This window comes from Rossellomorea sp. SC111 (assembly GCF_024733565.1).
In the GTDB taxonomy this organism is placed as follows: domain Bacteria; phylum Bacillota; class Bacilli; order Bacillales; family Bacillaceae_B; genus Rossellomorea.
Window position 1 is genome coordinate 36,481 of sequence record NZ_JANIOC010000018.1, and the last position, 19,203, is coordinate 55,683.

Below are 19,203 nucleotides of genomic sequence, written 5' to 3' on the forward strand. Positions count from 1 at the left end.
TCCAAAACGAATTAAGGTTTATTATTAATAATTTCTTTTATCACTTCTACTTCTCGATAATAAGTATTCCGACTTGAAAATTTCTTCTTTAGGGTTTCAGGACTTGTAGTTTTATCGAATTTTCCCATTATTTTTTCTAAATTAATAGCTGCTTGGTCATTATCGATAAAATAAGTGTTGCCATAATCACTCACCATTTCTTTACAAATAGATAGGTTTGAAGTAATTACTGGGATTCCATATGCAGCCATTTCGCACATCATTACTCCTTGGGCGTCTAGTCTAGTCGGCATGATCGCGCATCTATAATGATCTAATAGGTTCGATAGCTGCTCTGGCGTAAAGAATTCATAAAAAACTTCAAGATTTTTCGGTTTAAGATTATGTTTGAAATAGTCACCCTTACCATAGACATGGAACGTAAACTGAGGGTTTTCCTCTGCTAATTTAACTACAACATCAATTGCATATTTAGATTGATCAAACGGCCTGACGGTAATAAAGTCTGCCTTTTTTGTTGAGTCGAAATTATAAGAAGTCTCAATAAATTCCTTATTTAGAGAGTTGTGGATAATATAACAATTGTTGTCCACTAATTTTCTATCAATATTAATATTATCCATAAAAGCATCTTTCATCCATTGACTAACAAATATTAAAGACGCATGATTTTCTTTTAGCCTTTCCCTGAAAAATGAACCTAAAAATTTTACTTTAACATGATCATAAAGGAGTTGAGTGAGTTCATTCAAAGGCTTTCTTTTAACATAATTATATGGCTTTGGATAATAATGAGACTTGATGAGTACTTCATGCCCATGAAAAAAGAATAGAAGCTTTTTATATTTAACCTCTTTCTTTTTTAAAAACCTTAAATGGTTTCTAAGATTTGGTGCATGGCTAATGATCAAATCCAATTCATTTTGTGAATGTAATTGGTGAAAATCATATTCACTTATCACTTCTATTCCATCATAAATATAGGATCTATCGGTATCGAAACTTAAAACTTTAAAGTTAATACCCTCACTTGCGTAATATTTATTTCTTGTGTGCACATAATTCATCATATATTGGCTATCTGGCGAAGGATAGGCCTGAGTTAGTATTAGCACCTTCATTTTCAGTTTCTCAACTCCATCAAAGTTTTATGAATCTTCTCTACTCTATGTTTCCACAAGTGCTCTTCCAGAAGACTTCTCTTTGCATTAACTTGCAACGTATTGAACTTCTCTTCATTTAAAATTTCATTGAATCCTTTTAAAAAGCCTTCCGTTGTACTAGTTTGAATGATACCAAAATTTGCTTTCTCTACAATTTCACTTTGTGCTTCACAATTTGAAACAATCATAGGTAGACCATAAGATAAATATTCAAACATTTTCACAGCAATTGCAAAATCATTATAATAATCCTTCTTTATTGGCACAATGCCAAAATGACTTTCTAAATAGTAAGGCTCCAATTCAGATCCAGATGCATGTTTAATTGATAACCAGGTCTGATTTTGATACTTTTCAAGTTTCTCTTTATATTTTTCTTTTTCTGCTTCTCGAATAATAAAGGTCAACTCAATTTTCTTTTTTGGTTCATTTATAATTGATAAAGCTTCAAGCATCTCATATACTCCATATCGCGGATGTATACCACCTACATAGATCGCTTTTAACGGGCTAGAGTATGTTTTGCCAACTTTACTTAAATAGTCCTCTCCTCCGGGTGGCAATGAATATACGTTCTTTCTTTCTAAATTTAAATATTTACCCATTTGCAAACTGGGTAAATAGAATATTGAAGCATATTTTTTATACATACTCAATTCAACTTTAAATAACGTTTGCATAATCTGTCTTTGAGGGGAGCTTAACTTATAAAGTTCATCAAACTTCCAATAAATATCTCTATAAAAAAGACCTAACGGAATTTTTTGTTTTTTCAGGTATTTTAAGAATTTCAAATCAACTAATGGATGAGTAGGTATATGATTTTTATTAGATAACCAAATAGGTATTGTCGAGTTTTCCATATAACAGTATATGATTTGTTCCGGATCGACTTGGGAATAGATATATTCCGTTCTTTCCTTTCTGGATTTGGAGGAACCAAAAATTTCAATTATTTCAAACCCTACTTCTTCCCCAAATGCCTTGAAAGAATTCAACAACTTTACAGGTCTAACTGATGACCCGCTAGTAAGGTCTCTTTTCTCAAATGGATAATAAACTATTATTTTTTTCATCATTCATACCTCATTATTTCTCCGTATTGTCTAAGTTCTCACCAAGAGCAGGTAAGTCTTTATAGTATTACATTATTTCATTTATTTTATTTGTCATCAACTGTATGTTATGACTTTCCACTTTTTGAAATTTTTAATCCCTGAGATACACTTTAGATTATAGGAATGGTATGAATTCTATATATTATAGAATTCTATTATGAACTTTCAAAATATTTTCCCTAAACTTATATAAATATGTGATAAAATGACATTATAATATACCAATCGACTCAAGTATTGAGAAAAAAGGAGAAAAACAAGTGAAAAAAACACTAGTTACCGTCGCTACTACCGCCGTCCTCTCTACAACATTTGTCGCTTCTGCCGCTGCCAGTTCCCATAAAGTCGAGTCCGGTGACTCTCTTTGGTCCATCGCCATTAAGTATGATACGTCCGTTGCTACTCTTAAAGATTTAAACAAACTGAAATCCGATTTGATTTTTCCCAATCAATTACTTAAGGTAGACACTGTTCAAATGGACAAGCCTGCCGCAACACCTTCCAATTCTGCACCACCTGTTCAAACCGGATCTGCTAAAGAATACATAGTAAAGTCTGGAGATACACTTAGCGCCATCGCTTACAAGCATTCTATTACTCTTGCAGAATTGCAGAAATGGAATAACATTAATACTCATTTGATTTATCCAGGACAGGCACTTGTCGTTAGTGAAGGTACTCATTCTGGTACGCAAGGTAGCAGTAATTCGAATAAACCTGCTCCCTCTACACCATCTAAACAGGGAAGCTCAAGTACATATACGGTTAAATCCGGGGACACTTTATCCCATATCAGCCTAAGATCCGATATTTCTGTTCAAGATATTAAGCGCCTAAATAACCTCTCTAGTGATCTAATCTATGTTGGACAGGTATTGAAAGTTGGAAAATCACAAGCCTCAAAACCAGCACAACCAACGGAAAATGTGACACCTAACGAAGAGAGTAATCCGTCTTTCAATGCAAGTACGCTCCTTTCTCACGCAAAAGCACAGCTTGGCATCCCGTACGTATGGGGTGGTTCTACAACCTCTGGCTTCGATTGCAGCGGCTTCATTTACTACGCATTCAATAAGAGTGGTGTGAAAGTGACCCGCACATCCAGTGAAGGCTATTACAATCGTTCTTATTATGTGAATAAACCAGCCATTGGAGACCTCGTCTTTTTCGAAAATACATACAAAAAAGGAATTTCTCACTTAGGTATTTATGTTGGAGACAATAAGTTTATTCACGCCGGTGATAATGGGGTGGAGATTACCAGTTTAAGTAATTCATATTGGAAATCTAAGCTTGATGGTTTTAAACGCTTTTATGATTTGTAAAATTTGATATACCACTACTTTGTAGTATGTTCCCAACAGCTAAATGGAAATGTACTAATTGGCAGTGTGAACCGTGGCGTAGTTCTACGCCACGGTTTTTTTATTATCTCTGTTTTCACATTTTGTAGAATAATATTTATTTCAGGGCTACATGAAATATATTCCAAATCAATCTTAAATATGGTTTAATTAATTGATTTTACTATTCTATTAGACGATGGAGGATATTATGGGGAAAAAGGTATTTAAAAGTTTACTAGTTATCATGATGATGTACAGTCTGTGCCTTTCGCAAGTCCCTGAAACACATGCTCAAGAAAGAAGCGTAATTGAAGAAGAACCATTGCTGCTTTCAGAAGTGAAGAACAAGAGCTTTAATCAGGACGAACATGTCCATTGGTATACGATCACCCCTTCGGAAGAAAGCATTGAAAGCTTCACTCATTTCCGGATTAAACTTCAATCTGAGGAAGAAGTCAATTTGACTGTCTACTCCAGTCTGGAAAATGCTACGAATGATCAAACGTTTGATCAATATAGAGCTTATTCTTATTCAGATGAAACCGCCTCTGTGGACTTTCCGATTTCCTGGACGGGACCATATTATCTTAAAGTGGAATCTTATGTGGAGGAAACAGTTGAAGAGGAGATCGAAACAGATCAGATCTCCTATACCATCACCTATGATGGTGTCTCCCTTCCCCCATCCAACGGGATCATTGGGGAGGAGTGTCCGGCTGAACTAAGTACGAAGGAAAGAGCGAATGGAAAAGCCATTTTACAAGATCTACGTACGATAAGGCAATCTCTCTTATCCAATACGGATAATGGAAAAGAGTTGACCTCTCTATACTATAAAACAGCTCCTTTCATCAGTTCCAAAATGATCTTTAGCAAAAATACGCGTGAAACGGTTTACGCCGATCTCGTGACATTAAAAGGTTTATTGGCTGACACAGCCAAAAATGGAGAATTCAGTTCCTATACGATTTCTTCAAGTGAACAGAAAGCCATTCAGAACCTTTATACCATTGCGTATGAGTCCGCGCCTGACTCTCTGCAAAAACAACTTGAAAACGTGACAAATAAGGTGGATATTTCATCCCTTGCGAATTCATCTGTTTCTCAAGTCATAACAAAAGCCGGTTTAGTGACTACAAGCACATCTGACCCTTCCAGATTGATTGTTAAAATCAAGGACGGAAAGTCTCAGACCGCGGCATTGTCTAAAATGAAAACCTACGGGGTTCAATCAACGAAAGCCTTATCTCAAGGCAAGGATACTTCTGAAAACCTTGTAGTCGTGAATCTAGAAGATCAGGACGGTAAGTATGCAGCCAGCTCCACCAAAGCTATGCAACAGCTTGCCAAGCTCCCTGAAGTAGAATTCGTGGAACCTGTTCAGACCTATCAGGCATTGTCCGCTGATAGTCAATATCCATACCAGTGGTCATTGAAAAACAACGATATGATTTCCGGTGACATAGGATTTGAGCCGATGAAAACATTGTTGAACGGGAAAACCCTTGAACCAACTATCATTGCCGTTGCTGACACTGGCGTTGACCACACGTTAGCCGACCTTTCTGACAAAGTACTCGTGGAAAAAGGGAAAAACTTTGTGGACCGTTCTGACAACACAATGGATGACAACGGACACGGGACTCATGTTTCATCCATCATAACGGCAAATTCAGATAATTATTATTCGATTGCAGGAATTAATCCATTTGTTAAGATTCTTCCAATCAAAGTCCTTGATAGCGGCGGCAGTGGCGATACAGAACAAATCGCTTACGGAATCATGTACGCAGCTGATCAAGGGGCAAAGGTCCTTAACCTGAGCCTTGGCGGACCGTATAGCCGTACAATCGAATATGCCATGCAATACGCAAGCTCGAAAGGCGTGGCGATTGTCGCTGCAAGTGGAAACGATGGAATGGAAGAACTATCGTACCCTGCATCTTCCAAATATGCGATTGCAGTCGGTTCTACGAATCGTCTGGACATCGTATCCGACTTTTCCAACTATGGAAAGGGGCTTGACCTTGTCGCACCCGGTTCAGACATCCCGGCCCTTTTACCTGATGGCAATGTCACGTATATGAGCGGGACGTCCATGGCAACGCCTCATGTGTCTGCAGTAGCTGGTTTACTATTGTCACAGAACCCGAATCTAAAGCCTGCAGAAGTAGAGAAGATATTAACGGAAACGTCCAAAGACGTCTCATTCGATGAACAAGATAATCCATATGTCTATGAAGATGAATATTATGAAGAAGATCCTGAATATCCAATTGAAGAGGTTGTACCGGGTTATGATGCCATTTCCGGATGGGGTCGTATGAACGCCTATAGTGCCGTCAGCGCTGTGGAGCTCTCAGCAAAGGTGAAACCGATCTTAAACAACCAAACGAAAGTGACAGGTTCAGCCAAAACCGGGTCAACTATCAAAATTATGAACGGAACGAAGCAATTAGGAATCAGTTCAGCGAAATCGGGTACATTCAGCATCACGATCCCTGTTCAAAAAGCCGATCAAATCCTTGATGTCATTATCTCGAATCAGGACGCTTCCACATCGATTAAAAAAATAGTAGAAAAAGCACCAAATAAACCTTACGTAAACAAACTGACCAACCTGTCCACTTCGGTCTCGGGAAGTGCAGAACCAAACTTGAAAGTAACGGTCAAGGATTCATCACGAAAAATCATTGCCTCAGGAATCGTGAATGACGAAGGTGACTTCAGCATAAAGATTCCTAAACAAAAAGAGTATTCTACGTTATATGTAACGGTTCTCGATGGCTATAAAGAAAGCTCCGAGGTAAAAGTGGTCGTTGCCGATGTCATCGCCCCTACTACTCCAAAGGTGAATGCCATCAGTGATCTAAGCACCAGCATCACTGGATCTGCCGAAGCATCTTCTACAGTGACAGCCAAAGTGAATGGGAAGCAAATCGCAGCGGTCAAGGCCAGCTCTAAAGGTCTGTTCACCTTGAAAATCAAGAAACAAAAAGCAGGCTCCACAGTGGTTGTCACGGCGAAAGATGCTGCCGGTAATATCAGTAAGGGAACCACCCTGAAAGTCATTGACAGGACCCCTCCTGCAGCACCTAAAGTAAAGGCGGTCAGTGATGCAAGTATATCCATTTCGGGAACGACTGAAGCCAATGCTTATGTGGTGGCAAAAGTTAAAGGAAAGCAAATCGCAACAGCCAAGGCCAGCTCTAAAGGTCTGTTCACCTTAAAGATCAAGAAACAAAAAGCAGGGACCACTGTGATTGTGACAGCGAAGGATGCTGCGGGAAATATCAGTAAGGGCACCAATCTGACCGTAAGTGATAAAACCGCCCCAGGAACACCTAAAGTAAATACTGTTACAACAAAGAGCAAAACCGTGACAGGAAAAACAGAACCTTATGCTGTCGTTACGATAAAAGCCAAATCTAAAACGCTGGGTACAGCCAAAGCAAACAGTAAAGGGTCTTTCACAATGAAAATCAAAACTCAGAAGGAGAGAACTGCTTTATATGTTACTGCTAAGGATAGGGCGGGGAATGTGAGTAAGATGAAGAAGGTCATTGTTAAATAGTGAGTAACCTCTTTAGTGGTTATAATAAAAAGCTCCCGATTCTTGATAGAATTCGGGAGCTTTTTGTTATTTGAACCTACTGTTCAAGCCGGAATTTCTCTAATTGACTAACGTGATTCATAATACTCTATTCAAAATCATAAGTGACATTTAGACCAAAAAAGCTTTAGTGAAAGTACATACAATTTCATCTGCAAATAATAAAAAACATCCTGTGAATATCTTTCATTAAATCAATGCACTTAGTTCCTTAATTCTGTTTTTAATGAATTGTATGTGTTTGGTATCTTGTTGAAGTTCAAAAACGATGATTGCTTTTTTCATAAACTTGACGGCTTCCTCAGGTTTATTCATCAGCTCCATGTTATATCCTATTTGATAATGTAACTCACCTAATAGGAATAAACTATCTTTATGCAGGCACCATTTTATCCCATCTTCACAATATTTATTTGATTCTTCCTGTCTGTTTAGACGAGTTAACACCCTCGTAATATGATAATAATGTCGTGTTTTTATTTTATAATCATTCAAATGGGGAAGAAGCTGAAGATGATCCTTGACTTCCTCAAAAACCTCTAGCGCTTTATTAATGTCTTCTTTAACATAAATTGCCCCCAATGCCAAGAAAATTTCTAATTCTCGCTCAAGCAAAATTTTCCCCTTGCTATGGGTGAGATGGATGGCTTTTTTTAGAGTATCAACTGATTTACTCAAATCTTTCTTTACTTCATATAAATAGATTCCTTTATGCCATAGCAACAACTGTAGGTTTTTGTTGTTTTGTGAAAATAACGGATTATCTATTTCAGCTTTTACAATATCCATCATTTCTTCATATTTCCCATTTCTGCGGAGTATCTGGAGCTGTTGGAATACTTCCTGAAAGTAATCTAGCCGTGGAGTTGTCCCGATATCAAAAAAGTAGTTCACATCTACACCCAACTTCTGAGAAATTTGATACAATGTAGAAGCGTAAGGATAGACATCTCCTTTTTCGATTTTACTGATCTGCGCTTGTGTACATATCCCTTGTGCAAGATCTTCTTGAGAAAGACCACTGGTTTTTCTCAACTCTTTTATTTTGTTTCCCACTGCTTTAAAATCCATATAAATCCACCCCTAAATATGCCTAGAGTTATATTTTTGAAGAAATCAAATGAAAAGCCTAATAATAGGCTTTTTAATTAGGTAATTTGACACCATATTCAGAATGTACAAAATGTTAATATGTGTTTTAATTATTATAACAGATATTTCTTTTATTTTACCGAACATTGATTCGAACAAGAAAGGGAGGAAAGTCCTATGAAAAGACGTTTTCTTACAATTTTAACAGCATCGGTTCTTCTTTTTGGTATTGCAGGGCTTGCTACTAACGATACTGAAACTGCAAATGTACAAATTCAAAAAGTTGAACTTCCAACTCAATATTAATCACCATGTTAAAGCTTCCTGCATTCAGGAAGTTTTTTTCTTTTGGATAATATTCTTATAGGAATATGCTTAGAGTTATGATAGAAAAGAAAAGAAAACGTTTTACCCATTAAATTAATGAATTTCAGCTCCTACGCATTTATGAGCCAAAATACACATTCTCGTCAGGCGTGATAGGATGAAAATACAATATAAGAAAGGGGGCTTCATGATGCAAAGCATAAGCATGAAAGTAAATCCTCTATACTCGGATATGGATATGTCGATCCAGTTCCATTTTGAATTTTCAAAAGGTGATTGTAAAGTCGGAGAAGCCATGGTTTCAACGTATGTTATGAATAACCAGGTGAAGTATCGTAAGTCCCAAGTTGGTACTTCAACCTCAATCGAAAAGTGTGCAGTCATTGATCGGTATGATGTGGTGGGTGAGCTTGGTGAGGTAAGCATGAAGAAGATGAGACACTTTCTGAAGGTGATCGGAATGGCAGAAGTTCATTGTGGTTATGAGATGAATAGTGAGAGTGTCAGCAATTGATTTTATAGAAAGCCCGCTCCTAATGGAGTGCTAGGTGGGATATGATCGCGGTTCGGCAATATAAATAAAAAGCTTCAGGAAAGTAAATTCTGCTTCCCTGAAGCTTTTTATTATTTTATAAGCGTTTCCAAAATCAAGGAAGCAGCTATCCTGCTTGTCATATCCCTGATATCCAGGGTAGGATCGATTTCTACAATATCCATCGAATGAACCTTTGGATGCTTCAGCGCCACCTGTACCGCTTCCGTGAGCATATCCGGATGCATCCCCCCCGGACTGATTGCCGGGCAGCCTGGGGCATATGCCTGGTCGAGGACATCCATGTCGACGGAGAGGTAGATGGTGTCGACTTTGTCTTGTAGTTGAGATAGAGCGTGTTGGATGAGTTCGGTGATGGATGAGTTCGGTTGTCTGACGTCCTCCATCGTGTACACCGTCACACCCTTCTCGATTGCATAATCATGGTAGGCTTTCGCATTGGCGTAGTTGCGGATGCCGATTTGGATGAGTTGCTCTCCTTTAATATAACCCTCTTCTATTAATCTCCTGAAAGGCGTCCCGTTGGTAGGTCCCCCGTCCTCTGTGTTCCTGAGGTCATGATGGGCATCGAATTGGATGATGCCGACCGTCCCCTTCGTTTCCTTGATGGCTTTGACCGTTGACGTGGTGATGGAATGGTCACCGCCCAGGATGATGGTGAAGGGTGCAGCCTTCGTGCTCGTTGCTGCTTTCGTAGATTCATAGATTCGCTGATGGGACTCTTCGATGGAGGTCGGGTGCATTGAGATGTCGCCGAAGTCGATGATGGCTTTCCGAGCGTCGACTTCGGCGAGGTCCGTCCCTCTCTCGATGTTGTAGGTCGTGAACGAGTTCAGGCACCGTCTGATGGCGTCTGGTGCGAAGCTTGCTCCTGAGTGGGAGATGGATGGTTTGGAAAGAGGGGCGCCGATGATGGCGATGTCCCCTTTCTTTCCTTCTTCCCATGGTGTCAGGAGTTCGGCCGCTTTCGTTGTGTAGCGGTCTTTGAACTGTGCTTTCCCTGCCGGCTTAATGTGCTGAAATGTGCTCATGAAGCTTCTCCTTGCGGTAGATGATACAGCCGTCTTTCAGGACAGTGTTGGTATGGTTGACTCCGTAATGATACGGAACGTAATGATAGTTCGGGACATCCCATAGGACGATGTCTGCTTTACGTCCTGGTACGATTTTCCCAGCCGAGTCTCCCCTGTTGATGGCGTAAGCCGAGTTGACGGTGACAGCGTTCCAGATTTCTTCCGGCGTCATTTTTAATTGCAAAGATGCCAGGTTCATGATGAACTGCAAGTTCTCCGTCGGTGAGCTTCCCGGGTTGAAGTCGGTTGATAGGGCGACTGCCGCTCCCGCTTCCAGCATGCCTCGTGCGTTGGCGAATTTCCCTTTGTTCAGGTAGAAAGACGTTCCTGGCAGGAGGACGGCGATCGTGTCTGTTTCGCCCAGTGCCTGGATCCCTTTATCAGATGCTCCCACTAAGTGATCTCCGCTTGTCGCTCCGATTTCCGTTGCCATTTCCGTTCCTCCGAGTGGATCGATTTCGTCGGCGTGGATTTTAACTGAGAAGCCTTTTTCTGTGGCTTTGGTTAAGAATTCTCGTGACTGTTCAACGGTGAATACGCCTGTTTCACAGAAGATGTCGACGAATTCAGCGAGCTGTTCTTTTTCGATGTCGTTTAGTAAATCTAGCATTTCCTGTAGGAATTCATCGGAGCGTCCTTTGAATTCCGGTGGGATGGCGTGTGCTCCCAGGAATGTGGAGACGATTTCAGCAGGATGCGTTTCGTTTAGTTGTTTAGCTACTGTTAACTGTTTTAGTTCGGTTTGACGATCGAGTCCGTATCCGCTTTTAGCTTCTACTGTTGTGATCCCGTATGAAATCATCCTGTTTAGATGGAAGCGTGCTTTCGTTAAGAGCTCTTCTTCCGATGCTTCGCGGGTGGCACCCACTGTTGACAGGATGCCTCCTCCCCGTTTCAGGATTTCTAAGTATGGAACACCCTGCTGCTTAAGCGCCATTTCGTGTTCACGGGAGCCGCCGAAGACCAGGTGCGTGTGCGGGTCGACTAGACCTGGTGAGACGAGCTTCCCTTCTGCGTCGATTCGTTCCGTTGCTTTCAGGGTTTGCGCTTCTTCATGCGTGCCGATCCATGCAACAAGGCCGTCTTTGATGGCGATGGCCGAGTTTTCTAAGACAGGAAGCTTGCTCATCGCCTCCCCTTTCAGAGGTCCGTCCCCATGATCCATCGTCAGGAGCTGGCCGATGTTGTCGATGATGGTGTCGAAATGTGTAGTGGTCATCTTATTCTCCTCCTTTGTTCATTGGGATGTGGATGTTATGTTTTTCGGCAGTTTTTTCTGCGATGTCGTATCCTGCATCGACGTGGCGGATTACACCCATTCCAGGGTCTGTTGTCAGGACTCGCTCAAGGCGTTCCTGCGCAAGGTCCGTCCCGTCTGCCACAACGACCATTCCTGCGTGCAGTGAGTAACCCATCCCTACTCCGCCGCCGTGGTGGAAGGAAATCCATGAGCCGCCTGCCGCTGTGTTGATGAGGGCGTTCAGGATCGCCCAGTCACCCACTGCGTCACTTCCGTCCTTCATGCTTTCCGTCTCACGGTTCGGTGAAGCAACGGATCCGCAGTCGAGATGGTCACGTCCGATGACGACCGGTGCTTTCAGCTCTCCATTTTTCACCAATTCATTGATGGCAAGACCCATCTTCACACGTTCTCCGTAACCCAGCCAGCAAATGCGTGAAGGCAGCCCTTGGAATGCCACCTGCTCCTGAGCCATATCGATCCAGCGATTCAGGGCTTCGTTTTCAGGGAAAAGCTCTTTGATCAACCGGTCCGTTCTGTAGATGTCTTCAGGGTCTCCGGATAGTGCCGCCCATCTGAATGGTCCTTTTCCTTCACAGAATAGTGGACGGATGTATGCGGGGACGAAACCAGGGAAATCGAAAGCATTTTCGACTCCTTCATCCTTCGCTACCTGACGGATGTTGTTGCCGTAGTCGAATACGATGGATCCCCTGTGCTGGAATTCGAGCATCGCTTCTACGTGTTTCGCCATGCTTTTTTGTGACAGGGCCGTGTAGGCTTTCGGGTCCTGTTTGCGAAGTTCTGCTGCCGCTTCGAGTGTATATCCTTCTGGTACATAACCGTTCAGTGGATCGTGAGCGGATGTTTGGTCGGTTACGATATCGATTTTGACGTCACGCTTAAGGAGTTCATGATGAACCTCAGCCGCATTCCCAAGTAAGGCGATGGACAGAGCCTTGCCCTGGTCACGCGCTTCATACGCCATCATCAGCGCTTCCTCGATGGAATCGGTTTTTACGTCACAGTATTTCGTGTCAAGGCGCTTCTGGATGCGCTCTGCATCGACGTCGACGGCGATTACAACTCCTCCGTTCATCGTGACGGCGAGTGGCTGTGCCCCACCCATTCCGCCTAAGCCTGCTGTGAGAGTAATCGTCCCTTTAAGGGAGTTGTTGAAATGCTTCTTCGCCAGTGCCGCGAACGTTTCATACGTCCCTTGCAGAATTCCTTGTGTCCCGATATAGATCCAGCTTCCCGCCGTCATTTGGCCGTACATCATGAGGCCCTTTTGATCAAGCTCGTGGAAGTGCTCCCAGTTGGCCCATTTCGGAACGAGGACTGAGTTGGATAGCAGGACTCTCGGCGCCGCTTTATGGGTTTTGAACACACCAACCGGCTTACCGGATTGGACGAGCATGGTTTCATCGTTTTCCAGGTTTCTGAGCGTATGGACGATAGCGTCAAAAGAATCCCAGTTACGGGCCGCTTTCCCGATTCCTCCGTATACAACGAGCTCTTCAGGGATTTCCGCTACTTCAGGATCGAGGTTATTGTAGAGCATGCGGAGGACCGCTTCCTGCTCCCATCCTTTACATTCTAGGTCCGTCCCTCTTTTTACATGTACGATACGTTTGTCTGCCTTAACCATTTGTCGTTTCCTCCTTTGTTTTGGTTGGTTTGATCAGTGCGCTAAGAGTGGTTTGCTGCAGCCACTCGTTGGCTTTCTCTATATCTTTCGAGAAGATGCGATCCTTTGTGATGGAGGGAATGACCTTTCTCGCTTCATCGTAAAATTGTTTTGTCTTGCTTGCCATGAGGTCCGTCCCTCTGTGTTCCGCCGCCTGCAGGTTGCAGATAAGCTCGACTGCGAGGACTCTTCTTGTGTTCTGCAGGATCTGATAGGCGTGACGTGATCCGATCGTTCCCATGCTGACGTGATCTTCCTGATTGGCGGATGACGGGATTGAGTCGACGCTCGCCGGGTGGGCCAGGGTTTTGTTTTCCGAGACGAGTGATGCCGCGCAGTATTGCATGATCATCGCACCGGACTGAAGTCCCGGCTGTGGGCTTAAGAAAGGTGGCAGGTCATTCAGCTGCGGGTTCACAAGTCGTTCAATGCGTCGTTCTGAGATGTTGGCCAGCTCTGCTATAGCAAGTTTCATAAAGTCCATAGCAAATGCGATCGGCTGGCCATGGAAATTCCCGCCTGAAATGACCTTCTCGCCATCATCAAAAATGAGCGGATTATCCGTCGCTGCGTTCATTTCGATTTCGAGTTTTTCTTTTACGTAGTCCAGTGTCTGCCAGGATGCTCCATGAACCTGTGGGATGCACCTTAGGGAGTATGCGTCCTGTACTCGGAGTTCTCCCTGTTTCGTTGTGAGCTTGCTGTCTTGCAGGTAATCTCTGATTCTTTGAGCCGTTGCGACCTGTTGAGGGTATCCTCTTACTACATGAATATCTTCGTCGAAGGCATCCATGATTCCTCTTAATCCTTCCAAGGTCAGACTGGCGATCATTTCACTTTGGAAAGCAAGCTCCTCCGCTTCCAGGTACCCAATGACACCCATTGCCGTCATCGCCTGCGTTCCATTGATGAGGGCCAATCCTTCTTTGGCCTGAAGCTGGATTGGGAAGATGTTTTCTTTAGATAGGACCGGCAGGGTTTGTTGGACCTCACCCTGATAATGGACCTCTCCTTCTCCCATCAAAGCCAGGGCCAGATGGGAAAGTGGAGCTAAGTCTCCGCTCGCTCCAAGGGAACCCTGCTGCGGAATCACCGGATGGATCCCTTTGTTCAGAAATTCTGCCAATCGCTCGACGATCACCGGTCTGACACCCGAATATCCTTTTAACAGAGCGTTGCATCTCAGCAGAAGCATGGCACGTGAAACATTCTCCGGGAACGGATCACCCACTCCACACGCATGGGAGTGAATCAGATTCAGCTGAAGCTCCTCCACATCATCAGCATCGATCAGCACATCACTGAACTTCCCGAAGCCCGTGTTGATCCCATACACCACACGCTTCTCCTTCACAATCTTCTCAACCGCCCCGCGACTCTTCCGCACCCGCTCCATACTAAGCGGCGAAAGCTCCACATGCTCCTTCCCATAAATCACCCGCTTCGCCTCATCCAAACTCAAACTACAACCCGTCAACTCCACCATTTCCGTTCACTCCTTCTATTTAGGGACGGACCTCTGAAAAACAGCTGTTTTCAGTGCGTTCCCACTGCTATTTACCGTTATTACTGGGTTTTTCACTTTTAACGCTTTAACCTGTTGGGGACGGACCTTCGGACACGTTCCCACACAAAAAGGAGGCTCGACCAAAGACAGACTTCTGCCCTTGGTCGAGCCTCCTATCAACTAATATCTCTAGGCTCTGGATTATTTAAATATGATTAATTCCAAGTCCGATTGTTTCGTGCTCCAATCCCTTGATGGGCGCCCCAATCGTCCCGTATAGCGCGACTGCGATCCATTCGCCTTCCTCTTCACTTTCATACGGAGTACCCCTCACAACAGAGAAACGCAGTCCCACCGTGCGCAGGATCTCTCCCAATTGGGTATGACCCCGGGTAACCCCCGTCAGTGCTTCCATGATTGCGTGATACAAGGCATGCATCTCCCGGTACAGATCTTCCCGGACCAGGTCACTCCGCTTTGCCGCCGTTTCAATCGCAGCTACGATCTTCTGACTGTCCATGGATCCGATTTTCCCCGTGCAGTAACTCCAATTCAGCTCATTGAAATGGCGATTCCACTCTTCCTCTTCCCTGTCTAAGAGGAGAAGAAGCATGGCATTCTTTCCGATACGAGTATGATCTGTCTTATTCAAATGGCATTCGCACCTTACGTGAAAATTCTAAAAATACTAATAACTACTATTATTGTATGGTCTGATTCAGGAGAGGTCAACGAAAAAAGTGGTGATTTTAGAAACTTAGAGAGGTAGTTTGGTAGTGTGGTAAAGGGTTTTTGCGGTGGCGCTTGTGGAGGTCCGTCCCTCAAAAAAAGACGTACCTGTTCAGGTTCGCCTCATTCCTCCTTTATTCTTCTTGTTTTTTGCCTTTTCCTTTGAATACCTGGGGATTGTTCATGAGGTAGGTGACGGTTCCGTCATCGGACTTCAGGCTTAAGTAGGATAGGATGTCCTGTTTGTCTTCGGGGGACAGTGGACCGTCTACAGGGTATAGGGGCAGGATATTCAATTGCTCCACTCCTTCACGCTTATCGAGTACAATCTTACAATCCTTTGGTGTATTGTCGCCTATGCGGACAAACTTGAATGGGATGGAGTGATTCCGGTCGATCGGAACGGCAAACAATGTCGTGAATCCAACTGTTTCAAGAATCTTGTCCGAGTACATAATGCTCTCAAGCGCATGTGAAAATCCCGGCGGACGATTCACCACGACTAACTTATTGTAATAATGCTGCCCTTGAAAAACGACTAAATGTTTTTTTGATTTCTTGACGATTCTTCTGGAAACGTGAAGATCCTCGAATACTAAAATAAACTCTTTTCTCATACTTTCCTCCTCCTCAAAATAGGAATTTTGTCCTACTGACTATGAATTTCGACACCAATATCCAAAATCCTCTAAAAATTTCCAAAAATAATTTCTTTTTTTCACTTTTTAATGGGGCTTTTGTACGACTCTTCGCTTTGAGCTTCTTTTTCTACATATTCCTTATACCGGCTGATTTGGGGAGTTTGAAAATAATTAAGCGTTCGTTCCTTGGAAAGTAGTGGGTTTTTGATGGAATGGATGTAGAAAGGATAACTGCTCCAGGGGTATTTCTCGGGGTGTGGGGTGAGTTTCGCTTCAATTGGATTGTGGTGGATATACCTGCTCACTTTAATAAAATACGATGGCGTATCGATCTTATTGGATCCATATCGGCCTTGGAACACATGTCCGACATAATCGTATTTTTTATTGAAATAGACGGCGTATCGGGTATGAAGAGTTCGAATGATCTTCTCCAGTGGAACATCGTGGGTTTCGATCAGCAGATGAATGTGGTTGGACATCAAACAGTAGGCGTGGATGGTAAAAGGGTACTTGTCTTTCGTTTCCTGCAAATACGTCAAATACTTCTTGCGGTCTTCATCATCATGAAACAGATCCTGCTTCCGGTTCCCCCTTGCCGTCACATGATACGTCGATCCCGGACTCCAATTCCGAGGCGTTCGAACCATAACATCACTCCTTCTCACAACCTCATAATCTTACACCTAACCTATTCGACATAAATGCGTAAAATCCTCTTTTTTATTGAGGGACGGACCTCTATTCTTTCACAAAGCCGTGAAAATGAAAGGGTAGCGAGGTCCGTCCCTCCTATTATTTATCTCTTCTGTGGTAGTCAAGGTTGGTGATGTTTTTTTGCGAGTAGTAGATGACTCGCTGTTTGCTGTGTTGCTTCGTGCTGAAGACAAGGTTTGATTCTGGTTTCAGCCATACCCATGTGATGGTTTTCTTTTCTGTGTCAGCTGAAAGGTTTACCCCTCTCCCGTTCATTTGGTCCCCCATTCCATCTCCACCTTTACCCCCGATTCGACAAAATCACAATTATATTTTCATTCTAATACGTATATCTGTAATTTTGTATGCTTTTTCCAAATTATCTTAAATCGTAATCAATATAACCATTTCAAATCGTGTAAATTCCTAATCCCTGAACATAAAACCTTTATCTTGAAGAAAAAAGGGATAGTCGGTGAAAACAATGGATCTACATGTAGAGTTACAGCATTACCGCAATGATGTATTAGAGCTTACCCAGAGAGAAGCAGCCCTTCGCCTGAATATCAGCCAGGGCGCACTATCAAACTATGAAACTGGCGCACGGGACATCCCTTACAAAATGCTGCTTACCTTTAAAGAAGTCTATAAAATCCCGACCCACGAAATGAATCGGATCTTGTACGGGGAGGAAAGCGAAAGCCTTGGGCAAAGCCACGACCCCATGATTCTGAGAGAAACCTTCGAAGACGAAGAAACAAAAGAAATTCTGAAAATCCTCCAGGAGCACCCAAAATTCAAACGAACCCTGTCCTCTCTCTGCTACCTCACAGAAAAGCGCAAAGAAAAATTCATCGCACACGTCAACCACTTCTACCAGACGATGAAAGGTTGGTAGAGCTTACCGAGAGGGACGGACCTCACTATCCATAGCATAAACCCTGTTATACCGGGATTTCCGCTCCCATTTTATCATTAAAATGAGGTCCGCCCCTTAACCAAAAAAAGCGCCTAGATGTCCGGGTTTCGGGGTCTAGAGCGCTTTTTGGTTTGTATCTACGGTATATCCTGATTGGAGTTCTTGTTTGAGCCAGTGGATCATTGTGTTTGTGTCCATGTTTCCTTGTTGACCTTTGTCGAACGCTTTTTGGATCACGTTCAAAATATGCTGATCGTCGTTCACATTTCTTTTCAAAATAGCAACCTCCTACATTATCAAACAGTTTCTATCACTTTATTACACTATTAGACAAAAGTTCAAGCATCAATTACTTGATATAATACCAAAAAAATGCAAATTTAGATAGAGTATTTCTAAATACTTTCCAGTAAATAAGTGCAAATTACCTTACTCTCATTGTATTAATCTGTCTATACAATGAGAGTAAGGTTCTGAATAATGGCAAAATCATCGAAAGGTGATGACGCAAAGCTATAGGGGCTAACCATGCCAGCCAGCTACCAAACCAGGAGGGATTGTATTTGTCGTTTTTAACACCAGAAGAGATGTATATTAGAAAGAAAACAATGAAAAAATGGATGTACGCAGGACTGTTTTTATTTACGATCATCCTCATAGCAGGTACGACATTTCTTACGTACCAGATGTAAAGCGTCCATTCGACGCTTTTTTTTAGTTCAAATGTCATTCTACAATATATGGAAAAGTTCGATTATTTCCGATAGAATAGTAGATGGAATCTATTCTACTTGGGGGACTACATTATATGCAAAAAGAAGTCAGACTTTTCAGAGGTTTACTCAAACCATCGCTCTTCTTTTATCAACTCAAAGACATGGAGGTTGTAACAGGATATAGAAAAAAGGTTTTTCACCTCTTATGGCTGTCAATTATCGTCTTTGGTCTCATTTCATCTTTCGGGATTGGCATGGATCCTCTTTCAAAAGAAATTACAACTCTCTCACCCGTCACCTTTGAATTAGAAAAATTTTTGTTTTTCCTGGGTAGATTAATAGCCGGATTGCTATATGCGTCCATCGTCCTCTTTTTCTGTTCACTTATTTTTTGGACGATATCGAATGAAGGCGAATATCGAAAACTAGTTATGACACAAGGTCTGGTCTTAATTGTTCTATTACTTGAACACCTTACTTACATACCTTTATCTCTTCTTTTCTCACTTGAATGGTATTCTTCACCGCTATCGCTAGGGGTTATAACCCAGTATGCCACATCCAATACATATGTCATTTATTTAATGGGAAGTTTCTCACTCTTCAAGGTATGGGTGTTTTTCATTCAATATAAGGGAATCAAGCGATTAACGGGGCAGAAGAATTGGATCATCTGGCTGGCTATCTTCCTTACAAACCTTTTCATTTGGTCAATAAATGCCTTATTGGCTTATCTCAGTATTTCCACTCTACTCTAACTATTAAAAGGCTGTGAACATT

The 19,203-nt window shown here is 42.4% G+C and carries 19 protein-coding genes and 1 riboswitch; of the genes, 7 read left to right on the forward strand and 12 right to left on the reverse strand.

Features of this window, described 5'->3' with window-relative positions; all coding sequences use genetic code 11:
• Positions 1–11 precede the first annotated feature (11 nt).
• Together NQ095_RS19390 and NQ095_RS19395 are read right to left on the reverse strand one after the other, a co-directional pair.
• On the reverse strand, positions 12–1,070 hold the full coding sequence (locus tag NQ095_RS19390; RefSeq protein WP_258265086.1) for a glycosyltransferase: 1,059 nt from the start codon (positions 1,068–1,070) through the stop codon (positions 12–14).
• Positions 1,071–1,123: 53 nt separating this feature from the next.
• A complete protein-coding gene (locus NQ095_RS19395) occupies positions 1,124–2,242 on the reverse strand; it encodes a glycosyltransferase (protein ID WP_258265087.1) in 1,119 nt (372 codons plus the stop codon).
• 299 nt (positions 2,243–2,541) lie between these two features.
• Between NQ095_RS19395 and NQ095_RS19400 the strand changes: the two genes are divergently transcribed.
• Positions 2,542–3,606, forward strand: coding sequence for a C40 family peptidase (locus NQ095_RS19400; RefSeq protein WP_258265088.1), 1,065 nt, complete (start codon positions 2,542–2,544; stop codon positions 3,604–3,606).
• Between the two features lie 229 nt (positions 3,607–3,835).
• Positions 3,836–7,201: a S8 family peptidase gene (locus NQ095_RS19405; protein ID WP_258265089.1), complete on the forward strand. Its 3,366-nt coding sequence runs from the start codon at positions 3,836–3,838 to the stop codon at positions 7,199–7,201.
• A 228-nt stretch (positions 7,202–7,429) separates the two neighbouring features.
• Here NQ095_RS19405 and NQ095_RS19410 read toward each other — a convergent pair whose 3' ends face one another.
• Complete coding sequence (locus NQ095_RS19410; RefSeq protein WP_258265090.1) at positions 7,430–8,311, reverse strand: helix-turn-helix domain-containing protein; 882 nt, start codon at positions 8,309–8,311, stop codon at positions 7,430–7,432.
• 198 nt (positions 8,312–8,509) lie between these two features.
• Between NQ095_RS19410 and NQ095_RS19415 the strand changes: the two genes are divergently transcribed.
• Positions 8,510–8,638 carry a hypothetical protein gene (locus tag NQ095_RS19415; protein WP_258265091.1) on the forward strand — a complete coding sequence of 43 codons (129 nt, stop codon included), beginning with the start codon at positions 8,510–8,512 and terminating at the stop codon, positions 8,636–8,638.
• A 208-nt stretch (positions 8,639–8,846) separates the two neighbouring features.
• Entirely contained in the window at positions 8,847–9,173 is a 327-nt protein-coding gene (locus NQ095_RS19420; protein WP_258265092.1) for a hypothetical protein, read from the forward strand.
• A gap of 110 nt (positions 9,174–9,283) precedes the next feature.
• Here the strand turns inward: NQ095_RS19420 and hutG are convergent, their stop codons facing one another.
• The 8 genes from hutG to NQ095_RS19460 form a co-directional block, all read right to left on the reverse strand.
• Complete coding sequence (gene hutG / locus NQ095_RS19425; RefSeq protein ID WP_258265093.1) at positions 9,284–10,243, reverse strand: formimidoylglutamase; 960 nt, start codon at positions 10,241–10,243, stop codon at positions 9,284–9,286.
• Positions 10,221–11,504, reverse strand: a complete 1,284-nt coding sequence (gene hutI / locus NQ095_RS19430; protein ID WP_258265094.1) for an imidazolonepropionase — start codon at positions 11,502–11,504, stop codon at positions 10,221–10,223. Before hutI ends, hutG begins: the two co-directional genes overlap by 23 nt.
• A 1-nt stretch (position 11,505) precedes the next feature.
• On the reverse strand, positions 11,506–13,176 hold the full coding sequence (hutU, locus tag NQ095_RS19435; protein WP_258265095.1) for a urocanate hydratase: 1,671 nt from the start codon (positions 13,174–13,176) through the stop codon (positions 11,506–11,508).
• Positions 13,169–14,701: a histidine ammonia-lyase gene (hutH, locus tag NQ095_RS19440; RefSeq protein WP_258265096.1), complete on the reverse strand. Its 1,533-nt coding sequence runs from the start codon at positions 14,699–14,701 to the stop codon at positions 13,169–13,171. The genes hutU and hutH overlap by 8 nt, the downstream gene beginning before the upstream one ends.
• A 226-nt stretch (positions 14,702–14,927) precedes the next feature.
• The gene (hutP, locus tag NQ095_RS19445) at positions 14,928–15,374 is read right to left on the reverse strand and encodes a histidine utilization transcription antiterminator HutP (protein ID WP_258265097.1); all 447 of its coding nucleotides are present in this window, start codon (positions 15,372–15,374) and stop codon (positions 14,928–14,930) included.
• 211 nt (positions 15,375–15,585) lie between these two features.
• The gene (locus NQ095_RS19450; RefSeq protein WP_258265098.1) at positions 15,586–16,068 is read right to left on the reverse strand and encodes a hypothetical protein; all 483 of its coding nucleotides are present in this window, start codon (positions 16,066–16,068) and stop codon (positions 15,586–15,588) included.
• 101 nt (positions 16,069–16,169) lie between these two features.
• On the reverse strand, positions 16,170–16,742 hold the full coding sequence (locus tag NQ095_RS19455; RefSeq protein ID WP_258265099.1) for an REP-associated tyrosine transposase: 573 nt from the start codon (positions 16,740–16,742) through the stop codon (positions 16,170–16,172).
• Positions 16,743–16,887: 145 nt separating this feature from the next.
• Positions 16,888–17,076, reverse strand: a complete 189-nt coding sequence (locus tag NQ095_RS19460) for a hypothetical protein (RefSeq protein ID WP_258265100.1) — start codon at positions 17,074–17,076, stop codon at positions 16,888–16,890.
• 196 nt (positions 17,077–17,272) lie between these two features.
• On the opposite strand from NQ095_RS19460, the gene NQ095_RS19465 reads away from it, so the two are divergent.
• Positions 17,273–17,686, forward strand: coding sequence for a helix-turn-helix domain-containing protein (locus NQ095_RS19465; protein WP_258265101.1), 414 nt, complete (start codon positions 17,273–17,275; stop codon positions 17,684–17,686).
• A 135-nt stretch (positions 17,687–17,821) separates the two neighbouring features.
• Here the strand turns inward: NQ095_RS19465 and NQ095_RS19470 are convergent, their stop codons facing one another.
• Positions 17,822–17,983, reverse strand: a complete 162-nt coding sequence (locus NQ095_RS19470) for a YwzD family small protein (RefSeq protein WP_258265102.1) — start codon at positions 17,981–17,983, stop codon at positions 17,822–17,824.
• Between the two features lie 196 nt (positions 17,984–18,179).
• Positions 18,180–18,254: riboswitch (cyclic di-GMP riboswitch) on the forward strand.
• Positions 18,255–18,270: 16 nt separating this feature from the next.
• Here NQ095_RS19470 and NQ095_RS19475 point away from each other — a divergent pair.
• Together NQ095_RS19475 and NQ095_RS19480 are read left to right on the forward strand one after the other, a co-directional pair.
• Entirely contained in the window at positions 18,271–18,399 is a 129-nt protein-coding gene (locus NQ095_RS19475; protein ID WP_258265103.1) for a hypothetical protein, read from the forward strand.
• Between the two features lie 185 nt (positions 18,400–18,584).
• Complete coding sequence (locus NQ095_RS19480; RefSeq protein ID WP_258265104.1) at positions 18,585–19,181, forward strand: hypothetical protein; 597 nt, start codon at positions 18,585–18,587, stop codon at positions 19,179–19,181.
• The last annotated feature ends 22 nt before the right edge of the window (positions 19,182–19,203 follow it).

Excerpts from the sequence above, each read along its gene's own strand:
- NQ095_RS19405 (WP_258265089.1), top strand. The coding sequence starts at position 3,836 with ATGGGGAAAAAGGTATTTAAAAGTTTACTAGTTATCATGATGATGTAC.
- NQ095_RS19465 (WP_258265101.1), top strand. The coding sequence starts at position 17,273 with ATGGATCTACATGTAGAGTTACAGCATTACCGCAATGATGTATTAGAG.
- hutG (WP_258265093.1), bottom strand. The coding sequence starts at position 10,243 with ATGAGCACATTTCAGCACATTAAGCCGGCAGGGAAAGCACAGTTCAAA.
- NQ095_RS19410 (WP_258265090.1), bottom strand. The coding sequence starts at position 8,311 with ATGGATTTTAAAGCAGTGGGAAACAAAATAAAAGAGTTGAGAAAAACC.
- NQ095_RS19455 (WP_258265099.1), bottom strand. The coding sequence starts at position 16,742 with ATGGTTCGAACGCCTCGGAATTGGAGTCCGGGATCGACGTATCATGTG.
- hutU (WP_258265095.1), bottom strand. The coding sequence starts at position 13,176 with ATGGTTAAGGCAGACAAACGTATCGTACATGTAAAAAGAGGGACGGAC.
- hutI (WP_258265094.1), bottom strand. The coding sequence starts at position 11,504 with ATGACCACTACACATTTCGACACCATCATCGACAACATCGGCCAGCTC.
- NQ095_RS19420 (WP_258265092.1), top strand. The coding sequence starts at position 8,847 with ATGATGCAAAGCATAAGCATGAAAGTAAATCCTCTATACTCGGATATG.
- NQ095_RS19480 (WP_258265104.1), top strand. The coding sequence starts at position 18,585 with ATGGAGGTTGTAACAGGATATAGAAAAAAGGTTTTTCACCTCTTATGG.
- NQ095_RS19460 (WP_258265100.1), bottom strand. The coding sequence starts at position 17,076 with ATGGGGGACCAAATGAACGGGAGAGGGGTAAACCTTTCAGCTGACACA.
- hutH (WP_258265096.1), bottom strand. The coding sequence starts at position 14,701 with ATGGTGGAGTTGACGGGTTGTAGTTTGAGTTTGGATGAGGCGAAGCGG.
- NQ095_RS19390 (WP_258265086.1), bottom strand. The coding sequence starts at position 1,070 with ATGATGAATTATGTGCACACAAGAAATAAATATTACGCAAGTGAGGGT.
- NQ095_RS19450 (WP_258265098.1), bottom strand. The coding sequence starts at position 16,068 with ATGAGAAAAGAGTTTATTTTAGTATTCGAGGATCTTCACGTTTCCAGA.
- NQ095_RS19395 (WP_258265087.1), bottom strand. The coding sequence starts at position 2,242 with ATGATGAAAAAAATAATAGTTTATTATCCATTTGAGAAAAGAGACCTT.
- NQ095_RS19415 (WP_258265091.1), top strand. The coding sequence starts at position 8,510 with ATGAAAAGACGTTTTCTTACAATTTTAACAGCATCGGTTCTTCTTTTT.